The organism is Oceanihabitans sediminis (genome assembly GCF_003337215.1).
GTDB classification, from domain to species: Bacteria; Bacteroidota; Bacteroidia; order Flavobacteriales; family Flavobacteriaceae; genus Oceanihabitans; species Oceanihabitans sediminis.
The window spans coordinates 274,808-296,140 of sequence record NZ_QPIG01000003.1 but is presented as its reverse complement, the minus strand read 5'-3'; the positions used below and the strand labels follow the sequence as shown (position 1 = coordinate 296,140).

Genomic DNA, 21,333 nt, shown 5'->3' with positions numbered 1-21,333 from the left:
TTAATTTTCGACATTAAAACATAAACCAAAATAACTAACCAGCTAACATGTAATGTGTTAGGAAAACACCCGTTTAATCATCAATTATGAGAAAGTTAATTACTCTATGTTGTTTCTTATTTATTAGTACTACCTATGGGCAGCTTGTTGCCATAGATGATGTAGTTGTAGGTAGAGCAGATAACCCTAATTCACATACTGCTATTGGGGATCGTATTTTTTTAAACGATTATTTTGATGGCAATCAAATCACATTTGCTACACGTAATAATTTTACTTTTACAGAACAAATACCAGACCCTACTGGTAACACCGTATTTAATGGAGGGGGACAATTTGTAACAATTCAACCAAACACCCCTCAAGGTATATATTATATAACTTATCAAATTTGCGAAAATGCTAATCCAACAAACTGTGCTACAGCTGAAATTGAGATTAGAATTTTTCCTGCAACACAGAGTTCAGGACAAGGTTCTTCTGAAATGGATATTTCTACAAGTTATGGTTCCATAAACAACAGTTCTAACGGAGCAATTACCTCTGCAGGATGTATAGATTTAAATACAGGGACCATTCCACCATTAACTCTTAGTGCTGCATATCAGGAAGTAGGAGAGTCTAATGCTTATGGTGTTAGATCAATACCAATGAACCCTCCATTTTCTTTTGCAGATACAGCTACAGATACACCTTTAAATCAAGATGATAGATGGAACGGACCTTTGGCTTTAGATTTTGAATTTGAATTTTATCAACAAAACTATACGCAATGTGTTCTATCTACAAACGGAGCTGTGAGTTTTAATACAGGATTAGCTAATCAAACTCATCCATGGGGTTTTAATGCTAGTCAACAGATACCTAATAATGCCCCGGCTTTTGCAGGAGGTAATATTTTTGGAGCAATGCATGATTTGTACCCATCACCGCATCCAGGGGGTGGTGGAGGAGCCCCTATTGTTGCTGGAGATTATAGAACCACATACAGTGTGAAAGGGGAAGCTCCTTTTAGAGCCTTTGTTTTTTCTTTTTATAATGTAGGTCATTTTGGCTCAAGTTGTTGGGGTAGTACAAGGACTTCTCAAATGATTATTTTTTATGAAACAACTAACATCATAGAGACTTATATCTTTCAAAAAGATCTTTGTTCAAGTTGGAATAATGGTAGTGCAGCCATAGGTATTCAAAACCCAGCAGGAACACAAGGTATTGCACCACCAGGTAGGAATACAGGTGCATGGAATATTCCTTTCACAAGTCCAGAAGCTTGGCAGTTTTACCCTGATGGAGCACCAATTACAAGTTTTGAATGGTTAGCAGAAGACGGTACTGTATTAGGTACAGATCCAACAAACTTAACAGTAACACCAAGTGAAACTACCACTTATATTGCCCAAGTAACTTATACTGATGCTTTATCTGGAGTAGAATATGTGGCTTATAAACCAATTACGGTGGTTGTTTCTCCAACACCAGTAGTGACTTTAGCAAGTAGTGATGATTTTTGTGATGCAGGCGATGCTGTTTTTACAATTTCAGGTGCTGAAGGAGATATCGTAGAATACAATATTAATGGCGGAGCAACGCAAACGGTAACATTAGATGCTTCCGGAGAAGAAATAATTACGCTTACTGGTGTAACTACAGATCAAACGGTTAATTTATTAACCGTAGATAATTATAACTCTGCATGTGGTGGAGCTATAACAGTTTCAGAAACAGTTACTGTGCATGCTACACCTGTTATAGATGCTCCAGTTGATGTAACCTCCTGTAACGAATATGCCTTACCAGCCCTTACAGTAGGAGGAACATACTATACAGGTTCAGGAGGAACAGGTACACAGCTAAATGCTGGTGACATTATAACCACTGTTGGAACACAAACTATATATGTATATGGCGAGTCGGGTACAACTCCTAACTGTTTTGTAGAAAATAGTTTTGATTTAACAATTGATAGTTGCTCGCTTTCTGTTACAGCAACAGCAGATACACCTGTGATTTGTAGTGATGCAGGAGCAGATGTTACTTTAGCTGCAACAGCTACTCCAGCAACTCCAGTAGGGAATTATACTTATAGTTGGACTGTTCAAGGGGATGCAACTGTATGGGGAACAAACCCAACATTAGTTTTATCTCCACCACCAGCTACAACTACTACTTACGAAGTGACTTTAGTGGATGATGGTTTAACGCCACCAAACGATACGGCAACAACAACTGTTACGGTAACGGTAAACAATACACCTGTGGTAGATGCTCCAACAGATGTTACAGAGTGTGACACCTATACTTTACCAGCATTAACAAGTGGGAACTATTATACAGGACCAGGAGGTTCAGGAACTCAGTTAAATGCAGGAGATGCAATTACTACTACTCAAACTATTTACGTATATGCAGAAACAGGCACTACACCAAACTGTTCAGATGAAAATGAATTCTTAGTAACCATAAATAATACACCAACTATTGTAGATCCTGAAGATGTAACTGCTTGTGATAGTTATACTTTACCTGTTTTAACAGAAGGTAATTATTATAGTGCTCCAGGAGGAACTGGAACTATGTTTGCAGGAGGTGATGTTATTACTTCTACACAGAATATTTATGTATATGCTGAAACAGGTACTAATCCAAACTGCTCTGTAGAAAACGAATTCTTAGTAACAGTTAATACTACACCAACGGTAGACGCACCAGCAGATGTAACCGTTTGTAATGAGTATATCTTACCAGCGCTAACTAACGGAACATATTATACAGGTACAGGAGGTACAGGTACGGTACTAAATGCGGGTGATACTATTACTACTGTAGGGACACAAACTATATATGTATATGCTGAAACAGGAACAAATCCAAATTGTTCTGATGAAAATAGTTTTGTACTAACTATCGAGGAATGTACAACTTCTGTTACAGCAACAGCAGACACGCCTGCTTTTTGTAGTGATGCTGCTCCAGCAGATATTACTTTAACAGCGAATCCTTCACCTACGGTAGCAGTTGGGACTTATTCATATAGTTGGACAGTACAAGGTGATCCAACTGTATTAGGAACAAATGCAACTTTAGTGCTTACAACTGTTCCAACAACCACTACAACTTATGAGGTTACTTTAACCGATAGTGGTTTGGTAGCACCAAATGATGTAGCAACCAATACCGTTACTGTAACGGTAAACAATCCGCCAGTAGTAGATGCTCCTATAGATGTTACAGAATGTAATACCTATATTTTACCAGCATTAACAAGTGGAGCATATTACACAGGTACAGGAGGAACAGGAACAGCATTAAATGCTGGAGATGCTATTACAACATCACAAACTATTTATGTGTACGGAGAAACAGGAACAACACCTAACTGTACAGATGAAAATAGCTTTGTGGTAACAATAAACAATACACCAACTATAGATGCTCCAACAGATGTTGTTGCTTGTGATTCTTATGTATTACCAGCTTTAACCGTTGGGGGTGATTATTATACAGGTATTGGAGGAACAGGAACACTTTTAAATGCAGGGGATGTTCTTACTAGTTCACAAACTATATATGTATATGCAGAAACAGGAACAGTGCCAAATTGTGTTGCAGAAAATACTTTTGAACTTACAATTAATGTTACGCCAGTAGTAGATGCACCAGTAGATGTTACTATGTGTGATTCTTATGAATTACCAACTTTAACAAGTGGAGCTTATTATACAGGTCCAAATGGAACAGGTACTAGTTTAGCTGCAGGAGATCTTATAACAACTTCACAAACTATTTATGTGTATGCTGAAACTGGAACGAATCCAAATTGTTCCGATGAGAATAGTTTTGAAGTAACTATAAATGAAACTCCAGTAGTAGATGCTCCAACAGATGTTGTTGCTTGTGATGCTTATACTTTACCTGCTTTAAATGTTGGAAACTATTATACAGCTACAGATGGAGGAGGAACAATGTTAAACGCAGGAGATGTAATTACAACTTCGCAAACATTATTCGTGTATGCTGAAACAGCTACCAATCCAAATTGTTCTGATGAAAACAGTTTTGATATCACTATTAATAATACTCCAGAAGTAGATGATCCGGCTGATGTTGCTATGTGTGTTAGTTATACTTTACCAGCGTTAACAGACGGAACCTATTATACAGAAACTGGAGGTGCAGGAACTGTGTTAAACGCAGGTGATGTTATAACTTCAACACAAACTATTTATGTTTATGCAGAAACAGGAACAACTCCAAACTGTTCGGCAGAGAATAGCTTTGTAGTTACTATCAATCCGTTACCAACTATTGTGGTTCCAACTCCATTAGTTGTTTGTGATGATAACGTAGCAGATGGTGTAACTGAAATGGATTTAACGGTAAAAAACAATGAAATAGCAGGAGGAAACGCGAACTATGTAGTTACCTATTATTTAGATCAAGTTTCTGCTGAAAACGGAACTCCAGAAGTATTGCCTTCAGATGATGCCTTTATAGGTACAGATGGTCAAACATTATGGGTAAGAGTTGAAGATGCTACAACAGGATGTTTTGATACTACTACTTTAGATATTAGTGTAGTGGATGCACCTGCAGTACCAACACCGGCAGCTTTACATTACTGTGATCCTGATAATGATGGATTAGGAGTTTTCGATTTAACAGATATTAGAAATGATATTGAAGCGATTGATTCAACTTACGAAGTTTCTTTCCACCTAACGAATACAGATGCTACAAACGATGTACTTCCGCAACCAGATGTATTTACAAATGTTGCAGGTCAGACTATTTATATTCGTGTAGATTACGGTACAGGTACTAATTGTCCAACTATTTTAGAATTAGAATTAATAGTAGATGAGACACCAGAAATTGAAATGAATCCAGAACCAATTGTGTTATGTGATGATGATGGTGTAGCAGATGGAATGACACCGTTTGATTTAACAGTAAGAAATACAGAAATTCTTAACGGATTAAACGCTGCAGATTATACGGTAAGTTATTACACATCGCAAGCAGGAGCAGAGGTAGGAACAACAGATCCAACTTATATTGCAACTCCGGGAGCTTTCACAAATACGGTTGCACCAAATCAAACGGTTTGGGTTCGTGTGGAGAATAATACAACAAACTGTATCACGGTAACTTCATTAGACTTAATTGTGAATCCGTTACCAGTACCAGTAACAACTACCGAAGCATTACAATATGAAATTTGTGATGATACAGCTGATAATGATGGATTTGCTATTTTCGATTTAACGAATCAAGATGCAATTATTACCGGAGGAAACTCTAGCTGGTCTGTTGATTATTTTGAAACTATGGCAGATGTGGCAGCAAACAATCCTATTGCAGATTATGAAGCTTATGAGAATGTATCTATTGGAGGAGCACCACATAACCCACAAACAATTTTTGTGACAGTTTCTTCAACAGCAAATGGTGTAGATTGTTATGCATTATCAACTTTAACTTTAGTAGTAAATACTAACCCAACACCTAATGATAATTTACCTAACTTAGAGTTATGTGATGATAATAATACGGGAGATTTACAGGAAGATTTCGATTTAACAGCTAATGAAGCTGCAATGCTTAATGCGTTTAACGAGTCTGTAACCTACCATACTAATATGAATGATGCAGAGTCTGGAACAAATGCAATTCCAAATCCAACAGCTTACCCTAATACTAGTCCTACACAAACCATATATGTACGTGTAACTAATACAGGAGATCCTGCTGATCCAACAGATATGGGAACTGGATGTTATACAGTTGTGACTTTTGATATTGTAGTAAATCCATTACCAGAAACTGTTGCTGTAGATGATATGATTGCTTGTGAATTAAATACAGATGGTTTCTATACTTTCGATTTAACGACACAAACAGCAGCAATATTAAACGGGCAACCAGCTTCAGAGTTTACAGTAAATTACTATACAACTTTGGCTGCAGCTGAATCTGGAACAGGTGAAATAGCAAACCCATCTGCTTATACGAATATGGCAGATCCTGCAAACCCAGGACAAGCTGTTAATCCGCAAGAGATTTTTGTGAATATTTTGAATACTACAACAGGTTGTGATATTGCAACAGTAAGTTTCTTTATTGAAGTACAAGAAGCGGCTCAAGTAAATCCAAACTATGATACTTATGTGTTATGTGATGATACTATGGAGTTTGATGCAGATACAACAAATGATACTGTAGGATTTGATTTAGCGTCTCAAAATACAGATTTATTAAATGGTCAAAACCCTGCTAATTACACGGTGACATATTATGAGTCACAGCAACAAGCTGAAGATTCAGATAATCCAATTGATACATCTGTTCCTTATTTCAATATTGTAAACCCGCAAGTTATTTGGGTTAGAATTGATAATGATACCAATGCAGATTCTATCTGTTATGATATTAAACCAATTACTTTAATAGTAGATCCAATTCCATCTTTCGATTTAGATGATATGTATACTATTTGTGAAAATGTAAATGGAACCGAAGTTGTAGGAGCTCCTATAATGGACACAGGATTAAGTACTGCTGATTATACTTTTGCATGGTATGAAGATGCAGATCCTGCTACTGTTTTAAGTGTGGATTCTTTCTTTGAACCAACAGTTCCTGGGAACTACACGGTAAAGGTTACAAATATTAATAATGGATGTGAAAGTTTTGATTCTGCAGTAGCTCAAATTAGTTCGCCACCTATAGTAACTGCTACAGTAACTACAGATGCTTTTGCTGATACTCATATCATTGAAGTTTCGGCAACAGGAGATGGAGCAGCAGTATTTGAGTTTAGTATTGATAATGGCCCTTGGTTAAGTAATGAGCCAAATGATAATACCTATACCTTTACTAATGTTTCTTTTGGGGAGCATGTTATACAGGTAAGAGATATTAATGGTTGTGGTATTAACAGTGCTGCGGTGTTTGTTATGGACTACCCATTATTCTTTACGCCTAATAACGATGGTTATAATGACACTTGGTCTATACCAGGATTGAATGGTCAATACGATGCTAAAATTTATATCTATGATCGTTACGGTAAATTACTGAAACAATTAATAGGTGGTGCAGCATGGGACGGAACTTTTAATGGAGAGTTAATGCCTTCTAGTGATTACTGGTTTACGGTAGAGTATAGAGAGCTAGGAGATACTACAGGTGAGCAAAAAGAATTTAAAGCCCACTTTAGTTTAAAAAGATAATTTAAATATTATTCCATAGATAAAAACTCAGATACTTTAAGTATCTGAGTTTTTTGTTTTATAAGGACTGTGATTTGTTGGAGTATAATAATTTGATAATGGAATTATCATAGGGTATTAAAATTAGTCGTGCTATTTCTTTCTTATGTTGTAAGTGAATGTTTAAAGTAGAGCAAGCTTACTGTTTTAAAAGCCTATGTGTTATGTTTTCTTTTGCTGAGGTTGTTTCTATGATTTGTTGTTTCTATTAAGGTTTCTGTTTGACTATTGTTAGGGACTGTTGTTTAATATCAAGTGTGAAACTGCTTAAAGAGTGTTTGTTTTATAGCTTTCAGTAGATAGTATTCATAAACATTAATGTAAAAAAAACTCAGACGTTTATAGTCTGAGTTTTATGATTGTGTATTAAGATGTATTTTTTACATATTAAAAGTAACAGATAAAGTTAAGTTAGAGCTTTTATTGTCTAAGTTAGCGGCATCTGTTAATCCAACTTGGTAAAGTTGGTAGTTTGTTTTTCTTTCAAATTGATCGAAGGTTAGGTCTAATTTTAAATTTCCGAAATTATACCCTAATCCCAAAGAGTAACCGTTTAAATCACCAACAGTTTCGCCATCTTTGTATGGGCTTTCTTCCATTCGGTAACCACCTCTTAAGCTTAATTGTTTGATTCTGTATTCTCCACCAATTTTATATGTAGCTGCAGCAGCTAGCTCATCGCTTGCTTTGTTATTAAGGTAGCTGTAATAAGAACTAGATGTTGGTTTAAACTTTGTATTGCCATAGTCTTTTAAAGAATAATCAAAACTTATTAGTCCACGTAACCCAAATACATAAGCAATACTACCTGTGAATTTACCAGGGGTTTGTAGTTTGTACTGTGGGTAGATGTTTATAACTCTAGGGTTTATATCGGTATTGTAAGTAGCGTCATCATAGCTTCTAGTTTTAATAGCTTGGCTTGTTTCTTCTTCAATAGTATACCATGTTGGTGTATCGTAAGAAAGTCCGACTCTTAGTTGTTCTTCAATTTTTAAAATACCTCCAAATTGTAAGGAGACTCCAGTACCTATGGTGCTTAAATTATTTCTAAAAGCAACTTCATTTACAAAAGACCCAGTATTATTGTTTTCTTCATATAGGTGTGTAGAACGCTCGTAATTTATAAAGTGGGTATTAAGATTCATTCCTAAAAATAGGTTGTCACCATATTGTGTAGAAGCATTGATCGTGAATTTTCCGTTGTACCCTGTCGCTGCATAAGAGTATTCTTGGTAAAAGTCTCCGTCTGCAATATTAGTAGTATATATTGTGTTTGAATCGTCGTAAGTATCCGGTTCTAAAATAAAAGACTCGTAACCTAAAAAGGCTTGTTGGTTTTGGTCACCATATAAGCTTCCAATTGCGCTATATGCATCAGCATAAGATTCTCCTTCAAATCTAGAAATTTCATCTAATCGTAAACCATTTGCATTTGCCCAGAAATAATCTTTAATAGACTTTTGATTTGTTCCGTAAGCTAACCAATCGGAGTTATAATCATCTACTTTATTATAAGATATTCCTAATGTGAATTTTTTCCAATTAGAATTTGTGTTTCTATTTCTAAAAACAAAAGCAGCACCAACCTGACTTAGGTCTAGATTAGAGTTAGACGCGTTATTTAAGCCGTTCTTATACAGAACATCTTTTTTGCTGTTTAAATTCGTTAAGCTTATAGTGAAATTACTTTCTGTAAATACAGAAGAACCAGCAGGGTTTATTGCAATAGCACTCAAATCACCTCCAAGAGCACCAAATGCACCACTTAAAGCTCTGTATCTTGCTGTTCCTTGAATATCATCCTTAGAATAACGTACAGCATCTGTAAGGTCTTGTCCATTAGCGAATGATATGGCTAATACACCGATGCAAAATAAGATTCCTTTTTTCATATAATTAGTATGTTTATTTAAAATAAAACGAGCTAATACCTTGATTGGTTCTGGTTAGTTAGCTCGTTTAAATGTTGTGTTTATTTTATCCTCTTCCTCTAGAACTTGATCTAGAAGAACCTCTACTTCTAGAAGGGCTAGAAAAATTACTGCTTCTAGGTCTTGTTGAAATATTACTACTGCTTCTTGGTCTAGGAGTAGTTGTTGTATTTGTTCTAGGCCTAGGTGTAGTAGTTGTGTTTGTTCTAGGTCTAGGTGTTGTTGTATTAGTTCTAGGCTTAGTTGTGTTATTGTTTACTCGTGGCCTTGGTGTTGTCGTGGTATTTGTTCTAGGTCTAGGCGAAGTAGTATTGTTATTTACTCTCGGTCTAGGCGAAGTTGTAGTATTTGTTCTAGGTCTAGGGGATGTAGTAGTACTGTTAACTCTTGGTCTAGTACTTGAGTTTACTCTAGGTCTTACTGTGTTTCCTCTACCGGTGATTACACTATTAGGTCTGTATAAAGTAGTTCCTCTTCTAGAGTTATGGTAGGATATGCCGTAACCACCATAATATCCGTTATACCCATAGTATCCATTGTAATAAGGGTGATGGTATCCGTATCCGTAACCATAATAAGGGTAATAAGGACTAGCCCAGAAAGGAGAGTGGTAATATCCACCATAACCCCAAGTATTATACCAGTAAGGGGAGTGGTGATAATATCCGTAAGGTCTGTACCATAAGTTATTGTATCCCCATCCGTAGTTTGAGTATACATTAACAGTTATATTACTGTTGTTTTGTCCCCAACCAGCATAAGATTGTTGCTCTCTGTTTTGTTGTTCAGCATAATTACCTTCATAAGAATCTACATCTGTAAAAACTTCGTTTTCTTCCTCTTCCGTTATATAATCATATTCTGAAGCTTTCTCTTGAAAGTAGTTTTTGTAGTATGAATTGTTGTTTTGTGCAACATCTGCATCAGTTTGTTCAACAGTTGTTCCTGTAGAGCCATATATTCCATCGTTATCTTCGCTAACATATTGGTATGAACCACATGACGAAAAAACAAAAGCTATAGCTAATACAGCTATTGTGGGCATTTGTTTTTTTATGTATTTATTTAATTGCATATCTATTAAGTTTTTATTGTTGAACAATACAAAAATAGTTAGTTTTGCTGAACTATTCTATTATTTAACATAGTCACAATATTTGTGCCAAAACCCTGTATATGAGTAAAAAACTAACAAGTAGAGCCGATGATTATTCGAAATGGTATAACGAATTGGTTGTTAAGGCTGATTTAGCAGAAAATTCTGCAGTTCGTGGTTGTATGGTTATTAAACCTTATGGTTATGCGATATGGGAAAAAATGCAAGCAGAACTAGATAAGATGTTTAAGGAAACCGGTCATCAAAATGCTTATTTCCCGCTATTTGTACCCAAAAGTTTATTTGAAGCAGAAGAGAAAAATGCCGAAGGATTTGCTAAAGAATGTGCTATTGTTACACATTATAGACTACAAAATGATCCTGATAAGCCTGGAAAACTTCGTGTAGATCCTGAAGCAAAACTAGAAGAAGAATTAATAGTAAGACCAACTAGTGAAGCTATTATTTGGAATACCTATAAAGGATGGATTCAATCTTATAGAGATTTACCACTATTAATTAACCAATGGGCGAATGTTGTTCGTTGGGAAATGCGTACCCGTTTATTTTTACGTACGGCAGAATTTTTATGGCAAGAAGGGCATACAGCTCATGCTACTAAGGAGGAAGCATTAAAAGAAGCGCAGTTAATGAATAATGTTTATGCAACTTTTGCAGAAAACTTTATGGCAATTCCAGTGGTAAAAGGAGTTAAAACAGAAAGCGAGCGTTTTGCAGGTGCAGATGAAACCTATTGTATTGAAGCATTAATGCAAGACGGAAAAGCATTACAAGCAGGAACTTCTCACTTTTTAGGTCAGAACTTTGCTAAAGCTTTTGATGTGAAGTTTACATCTAAAGAAGGTAAGCAAGATTATGTTTGGGCAACTTCATGGGGAGTATCTACTCGTTTAATGGGAGCACTGATCATGACACATAGTGATGATGAAGGTTTAGTTTTACCTCCAAGCTTAGCACCAAACCAAGTAGTAATTGTACCTATATATAAAACAGAAGAGCAATTTGAAGAAATAAGTAAGATTGCCAACCTTATTAAAAAGGATTTAAATGTAAAGGGTGTTTCTGTGAAGTACGATAATAGAGATACGCACAGACCAGGAGCTAAGTTTGCACAACACGAGTTACAAGGTGTTCCACTTCGTATAGCAATTGGACCAAAAGATCTGGAAAACGGAACCGTAGAGATTGCTAGAAGAGATTTAAAAACAAAACAAACTGTTGCTTTAGATATTTTAACAAGTACGGTAGAGAATCTTTTAGAGGAAATACAGAATAATTTATACAAAAAAGCGCTAGATTTTAGAGATTCTCATATCACAGAAGTGGATAATTTTGAAGATTTTAAAAGTACAATAGAAAATAAAGGAGGTTTTGTTTCCGCTCACTGGGATGGAACTGCTGAAACAGAAGAAAAGATCAAAGAATTAACTAAGGCTACAATTCGTTGTATTCCAGAGGATTCTAAAGAAGAAAATGGGGTTTGTGTTTACACAGGTAAGCCTTCTAATCGTAGAGTATTGTTCGCGAAGGCGTATTAATTAAAATTTTTTTAAAAATATTTTGTTTTAGTATTGCAACATTAAAAAACAGTTGTATATTTGCAACCGCAATGGAAACATTGAGAGTTATTTTGAAATAAAAAAATATTGAAAAATATTTAAAAAATGTTTGCAAGGTTATAAAACAAGTTTTATATTTGCAATCTCAAAAACAAAATGGCCCGTTCGTCTATCGGCTAGGACGCCAGGTTTTCATCCTGGTAAGAGGGGTTCGATTCCCCTACGGGCTACATATTTTTAATAATAAGAAAAGGAACTAATGGCAAATCATAAGTCAGCGTTAAAGAGAATTAGAAGTAACGAAACTAAGCGTTTAAGAAATAGATATCAGCACAGAACTACTCGTAATGCTATTAAAAAATTACGTGAGTTAACTGATAAGAATGAAGCGGAAGTTTTATTTCCTTCAGTTGTATCTATGTTAGATAAATTAGCTAAAAAAAACGTTATTCATGCAAACAAAGCTGCAAACCTTAAATCTGGTTTAGCTAAGCATGTAGCTGCTCTTTAATAAGCATAACATAAAAATTACAAAAGCTTCTCGGTAGAGAAGCTTTTTTTTGTTTTATACTTTTCCTACTTTGTTTAAGAAAATGACATCTTTCTGTATTCTATAAAACTTAGAAGCTTTTAAGAAGCTGTGGTTATAGCAACGGTAGAGTGCAATAATATGCAACGTAGGGATGGTGAGGACTATAAAGTATCTTTAGAAGGTAAATAATCTACTATAGGTTTCGTTAGCCTTGTTCTGGATCTTTATATAGATTCGTGTAAAATGTATAAAAGAGTCAGTGCTTTACATAAATTATAAAAACAAAAAAGCCTTGATTTCTCAAGGCTTTTTTGTTTTTTTTAATAAATAAATGGTGTTAACCATTCATAGAAATTAAAAACTCTTCGTTATTTCTAGTTTGCTTAAACCTTTCGTTGATAAATTCCATAGCTTCTACTGGATTCATATCGGCAAGGTATTTACGCATAACCCACATTCTTTGAATAGTGTTATCATCTAATAGAATATCATCACGACGTGTACTAGAAGAAGTAAGATCAATAGCAGGGAATATTCTTCTATTAGATATTTTTCTATCTAACTGTAATTCCATATTACCTGTTCCTTTAAATTCTTCAAAAATAACTTCGTCCATTTTAGATCCAGTTTCTGTTAATGCAGTTGCAATAATAGTTAAGGATCCACCATTTTCAATATTACGTGCAGCACCAAAGAAACGTTTTGGTTTATGTAAAGCATTTGCATCTACACCTCCAGAAAGTATTTTTCCTGAAGCAGGTTGTACTGTGTTATAAGCTCTTGCTAAACGAGTAATAGAATCTAAAAGAATTACTACATCGTGTCCGCATTCTACTAATCGTTTTGCTTTTTCTAAAACAATATTAGCAATCTTTACGTGCTCGTGTGCTTCTTTATCAAAAGTAGAGGCAACAACTTCACCGCGAACATTACGTTGCATATCTGTTACTTCCTCTGGTCTTTCATCAATAAGTAAAATCATTTGATATACTTCTGGATGGTTTGCTGCAATGGCATTGGCAACATCCTTAAGCAACATGGTTTTACCCGTTTTTGGTTGCGAAACAATCATACCACGTTGTCCTTTTCCTATAGGAGCAAACAAGTCCATGATACGAGTTGAAATAGTACTTTGTCTACCAGCAAGATTGAATTTTTCTTGAGGGAATAAAGGTGTTAAATGTTCAAAAGAAACTCTGTCTCTTACTACATTTGGATCTTGACCATTTATTTTATTTACTTTAATTAAAGGGAAATATTTTTCTCCTTCTTTTGGAGGTCTAATATGTCCTAAAACAGTATCTCCTGTTTTTAAACCAAACAAACGGATTTGTGATTGTGATACATAAATGTCGTCTGGAGAAGATAAGTAGTTATAGTCTGAGGAGCGTAAGAATCCGTATCCATCTTGCATGATGTCTAGAACCCCTTCGCTTTCTATAATGGCATCAAATTCAAAATCAGGTTCTCTGTAACGGTTTCTGTTATCCTTGTTACCGTTGTCTTTGTTTCCGTTATTCCCGGTTTTTTTATTCTGATTCTGATTTTTGTGCTGTGGTTTTTTATTTTGATTACCGTCTTTATCCTTAGAATTGTCGGTTTTATCTTTAGAAACAGGTTTTTCTGCTTGTTTCTTTTGTACAGGTTCTTTTTTAGCTTGAGGCTTTGGGTGCTGTTTCGGCTTACTTTCTACATTTTTTTCTGTAGTAACCGTTTCTTCCTTTTGTTGAGTTGCTTGCGGAGCAGTTTTAGCTGCTACTGGCTTTTGTACTCTTTGCCTTGGTTTTTTTTGAGCTGCCTTTTCTTTTGGAGGAGCTTTTTCTGTAGGTTTTTCTACTGTTTCAGCAACAGCTTTTACTGCCTTTGGGTTTGCAGCTTGGTAATCTAGTATTTGGTATACTAAATCTAATTTTTTAAGTGTACGATATTTTGGTACATTCAATGTTTTAGCTAATTCCTGTAACTCAGGAAGCTTCATTTCTTTTAATTGTGTGATTTCAAACATTCGGTTGAAGGGTATATTTGTTTAAATATAGAATTTGAATTATTCCGAAGAAATAGATTTTATTCTGAAGAATTACATTAACAAGGTATAACTGTGCTTGTTATGTGATGATAATGCAATATTACAACTTTATTTTATTTTTTTGCACTAAATTTTAAAAAGAAACTCTTATTTTTGTCCACGATATTTAAAGAATGTTATGATTCAACGTATTCAAAGTTTATATCTTTTATTGGCTGCAGGGGTTTCTGCAGGGTTAACTTTTGTCTTTAATTTATGGACAACAGAAAATGATACCTTAGTGTTTGCAATAGATAATATGTTATATTTTGGCTTGTTTTTAGGATCAGCATTATTATCTTTGGTGTCTATATTTATGTTCAAAAATAGGAAGTCGCAATTTGTATTGGGACGACTTAACATCATATTAAACTTTATTTTACTAGGATTATTTGTGTATCAATCACTAAATTTATCTGGAGAAACAAATGTTTCTGAGAAAGGTATTGGGATTTTTCTACCTATTATTTCTATCGTATTATTAGTGTTAGCTAATAAGGCCATCAAAAAGGATGAAGATCTTGTAAAATCTGTTGATAGATTACGATAAACCTATCATCTTAGTAGTATTAGTGCGTGAGCCCAAGGTGAAGATCTTGGGCTTTTTTATGCTTTCTTATTTCTTAAACTCAATAACTTCGAGTTCTTTTATTTTATCTCCGTCAATAATAAATCGAAGCATGGTCCTTACATTATGAAAACCGTGTTTACCAACAGCACCTGGATTCATATGTAAAAGATTTATTTTTTTATCTGGCATCACCTTTAAAATATGTGAATGTCCACAAATAAAAAGCTTTGGAGGGTTTTTATAAATTTCTTCTCGTACTCGTATATTGTACTTATTAGGGTAGCCACCAATATGAGTAATCCATACATCAATTCCTTCACACATAAAACGATTGTTTTCTGGAAACTCTATTCTAGCTTTATCATCGTCAATATTTCCGTAAACAGCACGAAGTGGTTTTAATGCTTTAATAGCATCTGTGACTTTTAAGTCTCCAATATCTCCGGCATGCCAAACTTCATCGGCTTTTTTTACATGTTTTAAAATAGCATCATCTATATAACTATGCGTATCAGAAAGGAGTAAGATTTTTTTCATGTATACTTTCCGTGACAACGGAAATGATTTTAGGAGATGTTTTCTGTCTAAACATCTTTATTAATTAACTTTATTTTGAATTTTAAAGAAAGATTAAAACTCTATCTTTGTCTTTTACAAAAATACTATTTTAGCTTGAGATATTTCATAGAACTTTCATACAATGGAACCGCTTATCACGGATGGCAAAATCAACCAAATGCTATTTCTGTACAAGAAGTTTTAGAAAAATCTTTATCTGTTTTATTTAAAGAAAAAACAGCTATTGTTGGAGCAGGTAGAACAGATGCGGGAGTACATGCATCACAAATGTTTGCGCATTTTGACTCAGATGCTTCGTTTGAAGCGGAAGCTCTAAAATATAAGCTGAATACTTTTTTGCCTAAAGATATTGCCGTTCATGATATTTTTAGGGTAAAAGAAGATGCTCATGCTAGGTTTGATGCACAAAGCAGAGAGTATTTGTACAGAATTTCTGTTAGAAAAGATGTTTTTAATTATGATAAATCTTATTATGTTAAACCTACATTAGATGTTGAGAAAATGAATAAAGCTGCGCAAATTTTATTGCAGTATAAAGATTTTCAATGCTTTTCTAAAAGTAAAACAGATGTAAAAACGTATAATTGTACTATACAGCATGCCGCATGGAATTTGCAAAACGAGGAATTACAATTTACTATTTCTGCAAATAGGTTTTTACGAAATATGGTAAGAGCAATTGTTGGCACCTTAGTAAATATAGGTTTAGGTAAATTGGAAGTGGAAGATATGCACACAATTATTAAATCTAAAGATAGAGGTGAAGCAGGATATTCGGTTCCTGGCCATGCATTATATTTAACAAAAGTAGTCTACCCAGAGTCTATAAAATATGACAAATAAAAAGCAAGATAAAATATTAGATGTAAGTCTTTTAAAACGACTTTCGCATTATATAAAACCATATAGATTGGTTTTTATTGGTGTGTTTGCAACGGTTATTTTATTGGCTGCATTTACAACAACCATTCCCTATATCACGCAATATGTTATAGATAATAATATTGCACAACAAGATTCTAAAAGTTTCCTTTTTTTTATAGTTATTATGTTTGGCTTGCTATTAGCACAAACAGTTTTTCAGTTGCTATTTATCTATTATGCAGGTTGGTTAGGGCAGAATGTGGTTAAGGATATACGTGTAAAATTATTCAATCATTTGCTTCAGTTTAAAATGAAGTATTACGATAGTTCCTCTGTAGGGGTTTTAATTACTCGAGCAGTAACCGATATGGAGCGTATTGCTGATATCTTCGGACAAGGTTTGTTCATGATATTTAGAGATGTTCTTACCATGGTTGTGGTTTCGGGGGTGATGATTTATATGAATTGGAAATTAAGCCTTATTGTTTTTGCAATGCTTCCGTTGGTTTTATATGCAACTAGAATTTTTCAGAAGTATATGAAACGTGCTTTCGAAGATGTAAGAACCGAAGTTTCGAACTTAAACTCTTTTGTTCAGGAGCGTGTTACCGGAATGAAAATTCTTCAATTATTTACTAGAGAAGAAACCGAGTATAAAAACTTTCAGAAAATTAATGAAAGACATAAAAAAGGATGGCTAAAAACCGTTTGGTATAACTCTATATTTTTCCCAATAGCAGAACTTTCTTCTTCAATAACAATCGGACTTATTGTTTGGTATGGTGGATTAAATGCCGTGCAAGACAATACCGTTTCTTTAGGGGATTTGATTGCTTTTATCATGTTTATTCCTATGTTGTTTAGACCTTTGCGTCAAATAGCAGATAAGTTTAATACTTTGCAAATGGGAATGGTTGCAGCAAACAGAGTGTTTAAAGTTCTAGATACTACTTCGCATATTGATGATACAGGAACTAAAGAGGTTTCTCATTTTAATGGAAACATAGCGTTTAAAGATGTACACTTTAGTTATGTAGCAGATGAAGAAGTGCTTAAAGGAATTTCTTTTAATGTAAATGAAGGAGAAACTGTTGCTATTGTTGGAGCTACAGGAGCAGGAAAATCGACAATTATTAATTTATTGAATCGTTTTTACGAAATTGATAGCGGAACTATTTCTATTGATGATCATGATATAAAGGATCTTACTTTAGCATCCTTACGCTCACAAATTGCGGTTGTTTTACAGGATGTGTTTTTGTTTGCAGATACCATTATTAACAATATTACACTTAATCACCCTGAAATTACCGAAGAGCAAGTGCATAATGCTGCAAAGGAAATAGGTATTCACGAATTTATAATGACCCTACCTAATGGCTATCATTATAATGTAAAGGAAAGAGGAGCGATGCTTTCTTCTGGTCAGCGACAATTGATTTCTTTTTTAAGAGCCTATGTAACCAATCCTAGTATTTTGGTTTTAGATGAAGCAACTGCTTCCGTAGACTCGTATTCGGAGCAATTAATTCAAAATGCTACCGATAAGATTACAAGAAATAGAACTTCTATAGTTATTGCGCATAGACTAGCTACTATTAAGAAAGCAGATAAAATTATTGTAATGGATGCCGGGCGAATAGTAGAAGAGGGAACACATGATGAGTTGCTAGAAAAACAAGATGGCTACTATAAAAACTTATACGAAGTACAGTTTTTACAAGCAGAGGAGGTTTAAGCTAAATCTTTTTTAATTATTTCTGCTAGTTCTTCAGTGTCTTTAAAAATCACAAATTCCCCACCTTTAAAATAGGAGATTTGTCCGGTTTCTTCACTTACAGCCAAGGCTAAAGCATCTGTTTTTTCTGTAATTCCAACAGCCGCTCTATGTCGTAAACCAAAACGTTGTGGTAAAGTTTTTTCGTTATTTACTGGTAGAATAACACGTGTTGCTTTAACGATATTGTTTTCTATGATGATTGCTCCGTCGTGCAACGGACTATTCTTAAAAAAGATACTTTCTATAATTGGTTGGGTAACTTCAATATTCATAACATCACCAGTAGCTTTCAAAAAATCCAAACTGTTGTTATGTTCTAAAACAATTAAGGCTCCGGTTTTACTAGCTCCCATTTTGGTGCAGGCAGCAATGATGGATTCTATATCTGTTCCGTCGCTTGTTTCTGTTTGTAAAAATTTCAGTTGTTTGAAGAATTTCTTTCGGCTTCCAAAATTTGTAGAACCAATCATGAGTAGGAATTTTCTAATTTCCTGTTGAAAAACCACAATAAGTGCAAACATTCCAACGCTAATAAAACCTCCAAGAATATTACTTAACAGTTGCATTTGAAGCGCTTGTGTAATTTTCCAGATGATATAAATAATTACAATTCCTATAAAAATATTAATAGCAACAGTACCTTTTACAAGTTTGTACACGTAGTAGAGTAGAAGCGCTACAAGAATAACGTCTATAATATCTATTACTGTGAATTTTAAAAGGTCGTCAAATATTTCCAAAGGTTGGGCGTTTTTGTAAATGTAATAATTAATAGTTAAAATATGAATTCATCATTGTTTATAGCAATGGCTTCAGATTTTATTCTTGAAACTTTAGACTTAGCGCTTATATAGTCTTGAAACGTTAATTCAGAATGGAACATCAAATCTATTTTGGTTTTAGCATTGTCTTGCTGTATTTTATTTAATTCCTCTTCTAAAAAAGAATTTTTAAGAGTAGTGTTTCGTATTTCTTTTGCATTCAATAACTCTTGAATACTTATTTGTTCGTCAAAAAAGCTGATGGTAATATGTTTCATATCTTTTTCAAGGGGTGAATTATTTTCATAAGCATCCACGTCGGTTATATAATTTACATCCGTGAACTCTAAAAATCCTAAGTTTTTTATGCTTGTGTCACTGCAGGTATAATAGTTTTTAACACCTTCTTTTTTATGATTAGAATCTTTCTTCTTATTCTGTAAATAAGTTATTTGCGGAATCACCTGTTCCAGTGTTAATCTTTTATCAACATTCACGAGCCAATTGGTTGTGCTAATTAAGTTTTTTCTGTTTAGCTCTAAACTATCTGGTTTTGTTTCGTCGTAAAATATATAGGCAGGAGAAATATCTAAGACTTCCGTAACTTCAGAGTGGTTCACTTCGGGTAACAGAATTACTTTGTCTCCACCACAAGATGTGATAAAAATAAATAAGAAGATGTAGAATAAATATTTCATATTAATTAAGTTGTTCGATTAGTTTAATGGCTTCGGTAGCTTCTTTTACATCGTGAACACGTAAAATACTCGCTCCTTTTTGTAGTGCTATGGTGTTTAATACGGTTGTTCCGTTAAGGGCTTCTTGCGGTGTGGTATTAAGGGTTTTGTAAATCATTGATTTTCTTGAAATTCCCGCAAGCAATGGTAATTCTAGAATTTTAAAAAGCTCTAGTTGCTTTAATAAATCGAAATTTTGCGCTGTAGTTTTTGCAAAACCAAAACCGGGATCTATAATAATATCTTTTATACCTAGTTTTTTAGCTTCGGAAACTCTTTCAGAAAAATAAAAAATAATTTCTTTCATCATATTTTTATAATCTGTTTGTTGCTGCATGGTTTGAGGAGTACCTTTCATATGCATTAAGATATACGGAACCTGAAGATTTGCAACAGTCTGAAGCATTTTCTTATCTAATACTCCGGCAGAAATATCGTTGATCATTGCTGCACCGGTTTCGATGGTTTGTTTTGCAACTTCACTTCTAAAAGTATCTATAGAAATAATAATTTCAGGAAATTCTTTTAGAATTAAAGCAATAATTGGAAGCAATCGATTCAATTCTTCTTCTTCGCTAATATGAACTGCATTCGGCCTAGAACTATAAGCGCCTATGTCTATAAAAGTCGCTCCGTTTTTAAGCATAATATAAACTTGAGAAAGAATTTCGCTTTCGTTTTTGTATTTTCCACCATCATAGAAAGAATCAGGAGTAAGATTTAAAATCCCCATGACTTTCGGAGTGGATAAATCTATGAGTTTGCCTTTGCAGTTAATAGTCATAATAGAAGTTGTAAAATATAAACTTTATGTTTTTTTAAGCTAAAGTTATGGATTGTAAAATTAAACATTCAACTAGCAAAAAAAGGAAATATTGCTAGTAAATTTTCATTAAAAATATTCTATTGAAATCTTAAAGTATTCGTGTATTCATGGGAAAGAAAAAACTTTAAAGGCTAAACTTTGAACTCTGAACTATTTATGCGAAATTTACGCAAAATTCATTTTCATATATGAAAGATACTTCAAAACAATATGATGCTGTTATAAACACATGCAGAAGCTTATTTGTCAATAAAATGTCTGATTACGGAAGCGCTTGGAGAATATTGCGTTTACCTTCTCTTACAGATCAAATTTTTATAAAAGCACAACGCATTAGAAGTCTACAGCAAAATGATGTTAGAAAAGTAGATGAAGGTGAGGTAATTGAGTTTATTGGCATCATCAATTATTGTGTGATGGCTTTAATTCAGATAGAAAAAGGAGTGGTAGAACAACCAGATTTATCTACTGAAGAAGCAATCAAGCTGTATGATGAAAAAGTAGCATTAACAAAGGAGTTGATGCAAAATAAAAATCATGATTATGGTGAAGCATGGAGAGATATGCGAGTAAGTAGCCTTACAGATTTAATCTTACAAAAATTATTACGAGTAAAGCAAATTGAAGACAATGCCGGTAAAACACTAGTTAGTGAAGGTATTGATGCTAATTACCAAGATATGATTAATTATGCTGTTTTTGCTTTAATTCACTTAAACGAAGAATAAAATTCTCCC

Annotated in this window: 14 protein-coding genes and 1 tRNA gene; 8 read left to right on the top strand and 7 right to left on the bottom strand. The window is 34.1% G+C overall.

Annotated elements, in window-relative coordinates; all coding sequences use genetic code 11:
• Window positions 1–86 precede the first annotated feature (86 nt).
• The gene (locus tag DU428_RS09660) at window positions 87–7,232 is read left to right on the top strand and encodes a T9SS type B sorting domain-containing protein (RefSeq protein ID WP_113966453.1); all 7,146 of its coding nucleotides are present in this window, start codon (window positions 87–89) and stop codon (window positions 7,230–7,232) included.
• A gap of 419 nt (window positions 7,233–7,651) precedes the next feature.
• On the opposite strand, the gene DU428_RS09655 is transcribed toward DU428_RS09660, so the two are convergent.
• Both DU428_RS09655 and DU428_RS09650 read right to left on the bottom strand, forming a co-directional pair.
• Window positions 7,652–9,166, bottom strand: coding sequence for a transporter (locus DU428_RS09655; protein ID WP_113966452.1), 1,515 nt, complete (start codon window positions 9,164–9,166; stop codon window positions 7,652–7,654).
• An 85-nt stretch (window positions 9,167–9,251) separates the two neighbouring features.
• Window positions 9,252–10,250: a hypothetical protein gene (locus tag DU428_RS09650; protein WP_123796513.1), complete on the bottom strand. Its 999-nt coding sequence runs from the start codon at window positions 10,248–10,250 to the stop codon at window positions 9,252–9,254.
• Window positions 10,251–10,381: 131 nt separating this feature from the next.
• On the opposite strand from DU428_RS09650, the gene proS reads away from it, so the two are divergent.
• The 3 genes from proS to rpsT all read left to right on the top strand — a co-directional run bounded on the left by proS (window position 10,382) and on the right by rpsT (window position 12,392).
• Window positions 10,382–11,860, top strand: coding sequence for a proline--tRNA ligase (proS, locus tag DU428_RS09645; protein ID WP_072351286.1), 1,479 nt, complete (start codon window positions 10,382–10,384; stop codon window positions 11,858–11,860).
• A gap of 179 nt (window positions 11,861–12,039) precedes the next feature.
• Window positions 12,040–12,111: transfer RNA gene (locus DU428_RS09640), tRNA-Glu, on the top strand.
• Window positions 12,112–12,140: 29 nt separating this feature from the next.
• Complete coding sequence (rpsT, locus tag DU428_RS09635; protein ID WP_113966448.1) at window positions 12,141–12,392, top strand: 30S ribosomal protein S20; 252 nt, start codon at window positions 12,141–12,143, stop codon at window positions 12,390–12,392.
• A 358-nt stretch (window positions 12,393–12,750) separates the two neighbouring features.
• On the opposite strand, the gene rho is transcribed toward rpsT, so the two are convergent.
• On the bottom strand, window positions 12,751–14,418 hold the full coding sequence (gene rho, locus DU428_RS09630; RefSeq protein ID WP_072351284.1) for a transcription termination factor Rho: 1,668 nt from the start codon (window positions 14,416–14,418) through the stop codon (window positions 12,751–12,753).
• Between the two features lie 199 nt (window positions 14,419–14,617).
• Here rho and DU428_RS09625 point away from each other — a divergent pair, with 199 nt between their 5' ends.
• Window positions 14,618–15,028 carry a DUF4293 domain-containing protein gene (locus tag DU428_RS09625; protein ID WP_072351283.1) on the top strand — a complete coding sequence of 137 codons (411 nt, stop codon included), beginning with the start codon at window positions 14,618–14,620 and terminating at the stop codon, window positions 15,026–15,028.
• 66 nt (window positions 15,029–15,094) lie between these two features.
• Here the strand turns inward: DU428_RS09625 and DU428_RS09620 are convergent, their stop codons facing one another.
• The gene (locus tag DU428_RS09620; protein ID WP_072351282.1) at window positions 15,095–15,586 is read right to left on the bottom strand and encodes a metallophosphoesterase family protein; all 492 of its coding nucleotides are present in this window, start codon (window positions 15,584–15,586) and stop codon (window positions 15,095–15,097) included.
• A gap of 135 nt (window positions 15,587–15,721) precedes the next feature.
• Here DU428_RS09620 and truA point away from each other — a divergent pair, with 135 nt between their 5' ends.
• Both truA and DU428_RS09610 read left to right on the top strand, forming a co-directional pair.
• Window positions 15,722–16,471 (top strand): tRNA pseudouridine(38-40) synthase TruA, encoded by a 750-nt coding sequence (gene truA, locus DU428_RS09615; RefSeq protein WP_072351281.1) that lies wholly within the window; start codon window positions 15,722–15,724, stop codon window positions 16,469–16,471.
• Entirely contained in the window at window positions 16,461–18,230 is a 1,770-nt protein-coding gene (locus DU428_RS09610; protein ID WP_072351280.1) for an ABC transporter ATP-binding protein, read from the top strand. The genes truA and DU428_RS09610 overlap by 11 nt, the downstream gene beginning before the upstream one ends.
• Here the strand turns inward: DU428_RS09610 and DU428_RS09605 are convergent.
• The 3 genes from DU428_RS09605 to folP are packed head-to-tail and all read right to left on the bottom strand — an operon-like array spanning window position 18,227 to window position 20,554.
• Window positions 18,227–19,012, bottom strand: a complete 786-nt coding sequence (locus tag DU428_RS09605) for a diadenylate cyclase (protein ID WP_072351279.1) — start codon at window positions 19,010–19,012, stop codon at window positions 18,227–18,229. The two genes, DU428_RS09610 and DU428_RS09605, sit on opposite strands and share 4 nt — an antisense overlap.
• Window positions 19,013–19,047: 35 nt before the next feature.
• Window positions 19,048–19,731 (bottom strand): hypothetical protein, encoded by a 684-nt coding sequence (locus DU428_RS09600; RefSeq protein WP_072351278.1) that lies wholly within the window; start codon window positions 19,729–19,731, stop codon window positions 19,048–19,050.
• A gap of 1 nt (window position 19,732) precedes the next feature.
• A complete protein-coding gene (gene folP / locus DU428_RS09595; RefSeq protein ID WP_072351277.1) occupies window positions 19,733–20,554 on the bottom strand; it encodes a dihydropteroate synthase in 822 nt (273 codons plus the stop codon).
• A gap of 230 nt (window positions 20,555–20,784) precedes the next feature.
• On the opposite strand from folP, the gene DU428_RS09590 reads away from it, so the two are divergent.
• Window positions 20,785–21,324, top strand: coding sequence for a DUF1599 domain-containing protein (locus DU428_RS09590; RefSeq protein ID WP_072351276.1), 540 nt, complete (start codon window positions 20,785–20,787; stop codon window positions 21,322–21,324).
• The last annotated feature ends 9 nt before the right edge of the window (window positions 21,325–21,333 follow it).